The sequence below is a fragment of the Streptomyces sp. Isolate_45 genome, from assembly GCF_024721315.2.
Classification (GTDB): Bacteria; Actinomycetota; Actinomycetes; order Streptomycetales; family Streptomycetaceae; genus Streptomyces.
In genome coordinates, this window is record NZ_JANFAK020000248.1 from 1 (window position 1) to 8,619 (window position 8,619).

Consider the following 8,619-nt stretch of genomic DNA (forward strand, 5'->3'; position numbering starts at 1 on the left):
CCGCGGCGGCGGCCGCTCCGGCCCCGGTCGCGGCCACGGCCCCACCGGCCACCACCCCGGCCGCCTTGGCCGCGTACCCGGCGGCGAACCACCCGATGACCGCGACCGGCAGCAGCGCGGGGATGCCCGCGTTGACGTCCTTCAGCTCCCCGGCGGCGAGCCGGCACTTGGCGCACTCCTCCAAGTGCTTGCGCAGCCCGCGCTCCGCCCGCATCCGCAGCCCGCCCCGGGCGTACGCGCCCAGCCGGTCCGCGTACCGGGCGCAGTCCCCGCCCGAGCTGAGCGCGGAACTCACATGGGCCTGGAGGTAGGCCTGCTTGAGGCCTTCCCGCGCCCGGCTGGCCAGCACCGCAGTCGCGTTGGGGCTGAGCCCGAACAACGGGGCGATAGCGCTCGGCGAGGCCTCCTCGACAGTGGTGTGCCACAGCACGGCCTGCCACCGTTCGGGCAGGCTCCGGAAGGCCTGCATGGCCAGCGACTGCTCGGCCTGGTGCATCGCCTTTACGTCCGCGCCCAGTTCGAGGGTGTCGGCCCCGCCCAGCCCGGCCGTGGCCTCGGCTCCCGTCGACTGTTCCGCGAACAGGGCGAAGTCCTCGACGAGATGTTCCCGCTTGGCGGTCTTGGCCCAGGCCGCCGCGACCCTCCGCACGGTGGTGAGCAGGTAGGCGCGCACCGACTGGTCCGGCCCGGCCCCGCCCCGCACCGCCTGGAGCGTCCGCGCGAACACCTCGGCGGTCAGGTCGTCGGCCGTGTGCCCGTCGCGGCAACAGGTGCGCGCGTAACGGCGGACGGCGTCGGCGTGTCGACGGAAGAGTTCCTCGTACGCGCCGTCGTCCCCACCGCGCATCCGGGCGACCAGCTCGGCGTCGGACGGGGGCAGATCGGCGCCGCCCGTGACCGGGGCGGCATGCCGGCCGCGCGGTTCGCGCTGGGCCGGTACCTGACGGGCGGGCAGGCTGCCCGACTCGACCTCGCCTCCGGCACCACCGCGAGACTCGTCCCGCCCGTCAACGCCCATCGCGGAAGCCCCCGCACGCCACACTCAACCGGTACACCGATCCAGCGTGGCACATGGCGAAGGCACCCCGGCCCCCTCCGACCGCCATCCACTCATCCGGGCAAGACCAGCCGAATCACCACGCTGATCCTCACCCGTTCGAGCGACAGGCCGTTCGAGTAACCCCTTTGACCCACCGCCCCGTTCGCCCCGAAGGCCACCTCCGGCGAGCCGGCACCACACCCGCGAGGGCCCCGACGCACGCCGGGCCGTGAACCAAGCTCCCGAACCGCTGAACCGACCCCACGCCTCGACGCACCCGCACCCCAGCACGGACGCACACTCCCGCACAGACACGGAACCTGCCGACGCGGCCTTCACCGGCATGGCACCAAGCAAGCGCGGGTACCTGCCAAGCCCAATACCCGCGCAGTCCTGTACCTGCCGACGCTGTACCTGCCGAGGCGAAGCCCACCGATCGGGCATCTCACCGGGAACGGCACCCACCAAGCCAGGCACCCACCGGCAAGACCCCCACCGGCCAGACCCCCACCGAAGCGGCACCCGCCGACGAGTCACCCACCATCAGCCGCGCACCGGTCCGGAGCCATCGGCCCCGAACCCACCGACCCGGACCCACCGGCCCGACCCGCCAAGTCCCGCGCCCACCGGCCGGGTGAAGCGCCCGGGGCCCAAGCCCCCGGCGCATCACCCCGGGCGTCCCCCGGAAGCGCATCCGGGAGAACGCCTCACACGGTCCGGGATCGCAGCCCTTCGAGCAGGATGTCCAGCAGACGGGCCGAAGCCGCGGCCTGATGGGCCGGGTCCGGCAGCGCCGGCGCCGCGGTCGCGATGACCAGCAGCACATCGGCCACCGTGACATCGGCCCGCAGCTCACCGGCCTCCCGGGCGCGGTCCACCAGGCGACCGACGACCTCCAGCAGCGCACCCGCGCCGGAGTCGTCCGCCAGGTCGTCCTCGACGGAGTGCCGCGCGCCCACGACCCGCAGGTCGGGCGCCCCGCCCACGACGGCCTGGCGCTGGTGCGGAACCCGCGCCGCGGCGGCCGGCGCCTCCTCGGCCCCGTCCTCCCCGTCCGCGTCGACCCGCAGGATCTGCGGCGGCAGTAGTCGGCCCGCGCCGGAGGCCACGGAGGTGCGCAGGAAGCGCGACAGCGCCTGCCACGGCTCCTCCTCCTGGCCCAGTGCGGACTTGGCCTGCTCGGTGAGCCGGGCGGTCTCCTCCTCCGCTATACGGCGGACCAGGACGTCCTTGCTCGGGAACCGCCGGTAGACGGTGCCGACGCCGACGCGGGCGCGGCGTGCCACGTCCTCCATCGGAGCCCCGTAGCCCAGCTCGCCGAAGACCTCACGAGCCGCGCGCAGTACGTGTTCGAGGTTGCGCTGAGCGTCTACGCGCAGCGGCGTCGAGCGGCCCACCCCGTGGGTCGTCGTACCCGCCATCACGCGGCCGCCGCTCTCGGCAGACAGAGCGGTGGCAGAACCATGGAAATCGGAAATGTGCATATGTATCCCCCGGTAATCATTTGTCTCCCCCCGGAGACATTCCCCGCCTTCGCGTCGAGGGGGGCCACGGTCGTGAGGGCCCCGGTCCTACTCTCTCGACGAGATACGAACATAGTTGAGCCAGAGTCAATTCAGAAGGGGCAGCCCCCGACCGGCCGCCGCCCGATCGGAGCATCGACCCCCACTTTTCCCCAGGAAGCCTCCGGAATCTCCCCCTCCGCACCTCCTGACCTGCGGACCTTTGCTCCCTCCAGGCCCCTGCGGCAGCCCCGTCCCGCCACCCCCACCGGTCACACAATTTGACGGGCCTGTGGACAAACTCCCAGCCACGTTGCGTCATGGGAAGGTGAAGGCTGCTAACTCCCGGGGCGACGCCCCCGGTACCCCGCCCCGCACGCGCATCCTCATCGTCGGCGGCGGCTACGTCGGCATGTACACGGCCCTGGGCCTCCAGCGGAAGCTGAGATCCGGCGAGGCCGAGGTCACGGTGGTCACACCCGAGCCCTACATGACCTATCAGCCCTTCCTCCCGGAGGCCGCCGCCGGCTCGATCTCACCCCGCCACGTCGTCGTACCGCTCCGCCGCGTCCTCAACCGCTGCCGCATCGTCATCGGCGAGGCCAAGAGCATCGACCACGCCAAGCGCACCGCGACCGTCACCACCCTCGCCACGGCCGAGGAGGGCACCGGCGCGATCGAGATCGAGTACGACGAGATCGTCCTCGCTCCCGGCTCCGTCTCCCGCACCCTCCCCATCCCCGGCCTCGCCGACTACGCCATCGGGTTCAAGACCGTCGAAGAGGCCATCGGCCTGCGCAACCACGTCATCGAGCAGATGGACATCGCCTCCTCCACCCGCGATCCGGCCATCCGCGACGCGGCCTTGACCTTCGTCTTCGTCGGCGGCGGCTACGCAGGCGTCGAAGCCCTCGGCGAACTGGAGGACATGGCCCGCTACGCCGCCCGGTACTACCACAACGTCAAGCCCGAGGACATGAAGTGGGTGCTGGTCGAGGCCAGCGACCGGATCCTCCCCGAGGTGGGACCGGAAATGGGCACCTACACCGTCCGTGAACTGCGTCGCCGCAACATCGACGTCCGGATGGAGACCCGCCTGGACTCCTGCGAGGACCGCGTCGCCGTCCTCAGCGACGGATCCCGCTTCCCCACCCGGACCGTCGTCTGGACCGCCGGCGTGAAACCCCACCCCGTCCTCGCCGCCTCGGACCTCCCCAGGAACGAACACGGCCGCCTCACCTGTACGTCCTTCCTCACCGTCAAGGGGGTCGAACACGCCTGGGCCGCCGGCGACGCCGCCGCCGTCCCCGACATCACCGCAGCCGAACCGGGCCACACCTGCGCCCCCAACGCGCAGCACGCCGTCCGCCAGGCCAAGCGACTCGCCGACAACCTCGTCGCCGCTCTGCGCGACGAGGTCCTCACCGAGTACGCCCACAGGTACGTCGGCTCCGTCGCCTCCCTCGGCCTGCACAAGGGCGTCGCCCACATCTACGGACGCAAGATCAAGGGCTACCCGGCCTGGTTCATGCACCGCGCCTACCACCTCAGCCGAGTCCCCACCTTCAACCGCAAGATGCGCGTTCTTGCGGAATGGACCCTCTCAGGTCTGTTCAAGCGGGAGATCGTCTCCCTAGGCTCACTCGAACACCCCAGGGCAGAATTCGAACTCGCCGCAGGCGGAGGCCCGGCACACCACAAGCCCCGCCCCGCCCCCGAACCCCCGCAGGACAGCCAGGGCTGACGTTGTCAGTGCGGTCCGCCACACTGGACGTGTGACCATAGGTGCGCTCACACCTGCACAGAGTGACCGTGCGGGTGTCCGTGCACCGAACCACATGCCCAGAGACCGACCACGAGCGACACAGCGACCACTTGCGACACCACGAGGCTTGAACGCAGTGAACTTCACGCGCTGGAGCGCCCGGTTTCCCGGAACGCAGCGCCGCGCCGCCGCCCGGAACGAACACGCCGCCGCCCAGGCCAAAAGGGGCGAGGGCTCCGTCCCGGCAGCCCGCGGCGCCGCCGCCCACACCGCCGGCCCACCGGAGGACAGCCCCGCCGACGCCACCGTCTCCGGCACCGGTACGGCACCGCTCGCCGCCGTCCCCGCCCTCGACGAGCTCTCCGTGCGCGAGGTCCTCGGCCTGCTCCCGGCCCTCGTCGCGCTCGTCCACGGCCCCGAACACCGCGTCGCCTACGTCAACGACGCCTACACCGCCGGCTTCGGCCCCCGCACCTCCGGCGCCCCGGCGCACCAGGCCCTCCCCGAACTCGGCGAGCTCGGACTCCTGGAACTCCTCGACCAGGTCCAGCGCAGCGGCAAGCCCCGTACGGCCAAGAACCGCACCGCTCCCGGCGGCGGCAGTTCCTACACCGTGACCTGCACCCCGGTCGATTTCCCCAAGACCGACGCCGGCGGCCCCGAGGACCCCCACCACACCGGGATCCTCGTCCACCTCGCCGACGTCACCGACCACGCCGAGGCCGTAGAGCGGCTCCGCGCCAGCGAGCGCCGCCAGCGCGAGGCCGCCGTCACCCTCCAGCGCTCGCTGCTCCCCCAGGAGCTGGAACAGCCCGACGACCTCCGCGTCGCCGCCACCTACCAGCCCGGCGGAACCGAGGCCGCCGTCGGCGGCGACTGGTACGACGTCATCACCCTCGGCGCCGGCCGCACCGCCCTCGTCATCGGAGACGTCATGGGCCGCGGCGTCCGCGCCGCCGCCGTCATGGGCCAGCTGCGCACCGCCGTCCGCGCCTACGCCCGCCTCGACCTGCCCCCGCACGAGGTGCTCCAACTCCTCGACGGCCTCGCCGCCGAGATCGACGCCAGCCAGATCGCCACCTGCGTCTACGCCGTCCACGACCCCAACGAGGGCCTCCTGGCGTACGCCTCCGCCGGCCACCTCCCGATCCTCGTCCGCGACGAGGACGGCACCGTGCGCCGCGCCGCCGACCCCACCGGCCCGCCGCTCGGCACCGGAGGCTGGCTGCACACCTCGGGCACCATCGCCCTCGGCCCCGGCTCCACCGCCGTCCTCTACACCGACGGCCTGGTCGAACGCCGCGGCGAGGACATCGACGAAGGCGTCGCCACCCTCGAACGCGCCCTGTCCGGAGCCCAGGGCACCCCCGCCGTCGTCTGCGACCGGCTCATGCGCGCCCTCGGCGTCGACGCCGACCACGACGACGACGTCGCCGTGATGGTCCTCCAGCAGCCCGCCCGCACCGGAGCCGACGCGGAGCTGTTCCACAACGCCGCCCTCGAACTCCTCGGCGGCATCGAGGCGGCCCCGCGCGCCCGCGCCTTCGCCCAGGGCGTCCTCGCCTCCTGGCGGTTCCCCGTCGAACTGTGCGACCTCGGTGTCCTGGCCGCGAGCGAACTCGTCGCGAACTCCCTCCAGCACGGCACCCCGCCCATGCGGCTGCGCCTGCGCCGCACCGACCGCCGCCTGATCGTCGAGGTCACCGACGGCGACGACCACCTCCCGCGCCGCCGCCGCGCCGAACCGGCCGACGAGACCGGCCGCGGCATCTCCATCGTCGCGACCATCGCCTCGTCCTGGGGCTCCCGCCGCACCCCGGGCGGCGGCAAGGCCGTCTGGTGCGAGTTCGCCCTGCCCGACAAGTAGCCGAACACGCGTAAGGCCCCGGTCCACCGGACCGGGGCCTTACGCGTACTTCTCGCGTCCTACGTACCTACGACTACACGTGCGCGGGCTCCGAAGCGACGGTCTTCGCCACGCCGACGGCCGGACCGCCCTGCGCCACGACCCTGCTCAGCGACGGGTTGTCCTGCACGGGGCTCAGCTGCTTGCCGAGCCGCAGCGCCAGCCCGGCGATCCCCAGCGAGACGACCACGAACAACCCGATATAGAGCATCGGGATACCGGCACCGAGCGGCACGCCGAGCGGCCCGAGGGCCAGCGCCATCTGCTTCACCAGGGCGAAGGCCGAGTTGTACTGCCCGACCGAGCCCTCCGGAGCCAGATCGGCCACCAGCGGCGCCAGCGTCGGAGACAGCATGGCCTCGCCGATTCCGAAGAGCGCGTACGTCGTGATGAACGCGGCCGCGGCCATCATCGCGCTGCCGTGCCCCAGACCCGAGAACCCGGCGATGACCCACGCCACGGTCCAGATCAGCCCGACGAGCGCGATCACCCGCGACCGGCGCCGCTTCTCGACGAGCCGCAGCACCACGAACTGGGCGATCACGATCGCACCCGTGTTGGCGGCCAGCGCGAACCCGAGCGTGGAGGGGGATATCCCGGCGGCCTCGGTACCGAAGGCCGCCAGACCCGACTCGAACTGTCCGTAGCAGGCGAAGAAGAGAACGAAGCCCAGCACGCACAGCTGCACCATCGCCTTGTGACGGAGCAGCCGCTTCCAACCGCTGCCGGCCGCCGGCACCGCGTCCTTCTGCGGCATGGCGTCCTTGAGACCCGCCACCTGCGGCATCCGCACGGTGGCGATGACCGCAGCCAGCACCAGGAACATCACGGCCTCGATGCCGAACAGCAGGGTGAAGCTGCCGGGCCGGCTCTCGTCGACGATCTGACCGCCGACGAGCCCGCCTATGCCCAGACCCAGGTTCTGCAGGAAGAACTGCAGGGCGAAGGAGCGCGTCCGCGTCGAGGGGGTCGAGCACCACACGATCATCGTGGCGAGCGCCGGCTGCATGACGGCCTGCCCCGCACCCAGGGCCAGGGCCGACAGCAGGATCGGTACGACCCCCGTCGACAGCCCGAGCGCCAGCGCGCCCACCGAAGCGAGCACTGCCGCACCCATGACCACGGGCACCGGCCCACGTCGGTCGATGACCCGCCCGGTGAAGGGCAGCGCGACGAGAGCACCCAGCGCGAACGCCACGAACGCACTCGTGGCAGCCATGGAGCCCAGACCTCGCACCTGCGCCACGTAGATGTAGAGGAACGGAACCGTGAAGCCGATGCCGAACGCGGTCAACGCGTTCCCGGCCTGGATCCGCCGCATCGCAGCGCCCATCACCTTGGTCACTTTCACCACCTTGATAACTGAAGCCTGAAGACTTCATCCCTAAAGTTCGATCCTTAACTCTACACATCGAAGGAGTTAGACGCCAATGGGTCTCGTGCCATACTTCGAGGCATGGGTGACACCCCCGACGGCACTACGCCCGTCCACGAGCCGAGCCTCGATGAGCAGATCGCCGTCTACCAGCGCGAGTTCCAGGACCTCGACCCCCAGGTCGAGAAGGTGGTCTCGGCGCTGAGCCGGCTGAACCGCCGCATGAACGTCGCGTACGGACGCCAGACCGCTGCCCTGGGCATCAGCAACGCGGAGTGGGAGGTCCTCAAGGCCCTCGTCATCTCCGGAGCCCCCTACCGGATGGGCCCGAGCGAGCTCGCGAAGCAGCTGGGCCTCACGCCGGCGGCCATGACGCACCGGATCGACCGCATGACCGCGGAAGGCCTGGTGACCCGTGAGCGCGACGAGTCCAACCGGGTCCGCGTGATCGTGGAGCTCACGGACGAGGGCCGCAGCAAGTGGTTGGACGCGATGCGCGCGGCCACGGTCTTCGAGGAGGACCTCCTCCAGGACCTCTCCACGGCCGAGCGCGGCATCCTGGGCGACGTCCTCACCCGCCTGTTGGACCGCGTGGAGGACCTCCAGTCGAGGGGCTGACCTCCAGGGTTGACACCGACTCCGCGAGTCCGTAAGGTTCTTCGAGTTGTCCCCGAGCCGAAAGGTTTTGGTGTCAACGAATCCCGCCGCCTCGTTGCGGCACCCAACTCAGCACGAACTCCCACCGGGAACGAATTCGGCATGTCCGAATTCTTTTTCGAAGGCCCGATTATCGGTTGCCGGGGAAATCAGCTAGAGTTCGGGAGTCGGAAGGGCCCAACAGCCCCGAAGACAAACCCCGCTGACTGGGAGTCAGGCCCGAAAGAGTCTGATAGAGTCGGAAACGCAAGAACAGAACAGAACGAAAGCCCGGAGGAAAGCCCCAGTAATTGTTACTGAGGGTGAGTACAAAGGAAGCGTCCGTTCCTTGAGAACTCAACAGCGTGCCAAAAATCAACGCCAAAAGTTGATACC

At 70.9% G+C, this 8,619-nt stretch carries 6 protein-coding genes; 3 read left to right on the plus strand and 3 right to left on the minus strand.

Annotated elements, in window-relative coordinates; all coding sequences use genetic code 11:
• Positions 1 to 1,018: sigma-70 family RNA polymerase sigma factor (locus NOD94_RS38650; protein ID WP_281210933.1), on the minus strand; the 1,018-nt coding region annotated here is incomplete at its 3' end.
• Between the two features lie 728 nt (positions 1,019 to 1,746).
• Positions 1,747 to 2,523: a TetR/AcrR family transcriptional regulator gene (locus tag NOD94_RS38655; RefSeq protein WP_281210934.1), complete on the minus strand. Its 777-nt coding sequence runs from the start codon at positions 2,521 to 2,523 to the stop codon at positions 1,747 to 1,749.
• 346 nt (positions 2,524 to 2,869) lie between these two features.
• Between NOD94_RS38655 and NOD94_RS38660 the strand changes: the two genes are divergently transcribed.
• Together NOD94_RS38660 and NOD94_RS38665 are read left to right on the plus strand one after the other, a co-directional pair.
• Entirely contained in the window at positions 2,870 to 4,285 is a 1,416-nt protein-coding gene (locus NOD94_RS38660) for an NAD(P)/FAD-dependent oxidoreductase (RefSeq protein WP_281210935.1), read from the plus strand.
• Between the two features lie 157 nt (positions 4,286 to 4,442).
• Positions 4,443 to 6,173, plus strand: coding sequence for an ATP-binding SpoIIE family protein phosphatase (locus NOD94_RS38665; protein ID WP_281210937.1), 1,731 nt, complete (start codon positions 4,443 to 4,445; stop codon positions 6,171 to 6,173).
• 73 nt (positions 6,174 to 6,246) lie between these two features.
• On the opposite strand, the gene NOD94_RS38670 is transcribed toward NOD94_RS38665, so the two are convergent.
• Positions 6,247 to 7,545 carry an MFS transporter gene (locus NOD94_RS38670; RefSeq protein ID WP_281210938.1) on the minus strand — a complete coding sequence of 433 codons (1,299 nt, stop codon included), beginning with the start codon at positions 7,543 to 7,545 and terminating at the stop codon, positions 6,247 to 6,249.
• 123 nt (positions 7,546 to 7,668) lie between these two features.
• Here NOD94_RS38670 and NOD94_RS38675 point away from each other — a divergent pair, with 123 nt between their 5' ends.
• Positions 7,669 to 8,205 carry a MarR family transcriptional regulator gene (locus tag NOD94_RS38675; RefSeq protein WP_281210936.1) on the plus strand — a complete coding sequence of 179 codons (537 nt, stop codon included), beginning with the start codon at positions 7,669 to 7,671 and terminating at the stop codon, positions 8,203 to 8,205.
• Positions 8,206 to 8,619: the final 414 nt, after the last annotated feature.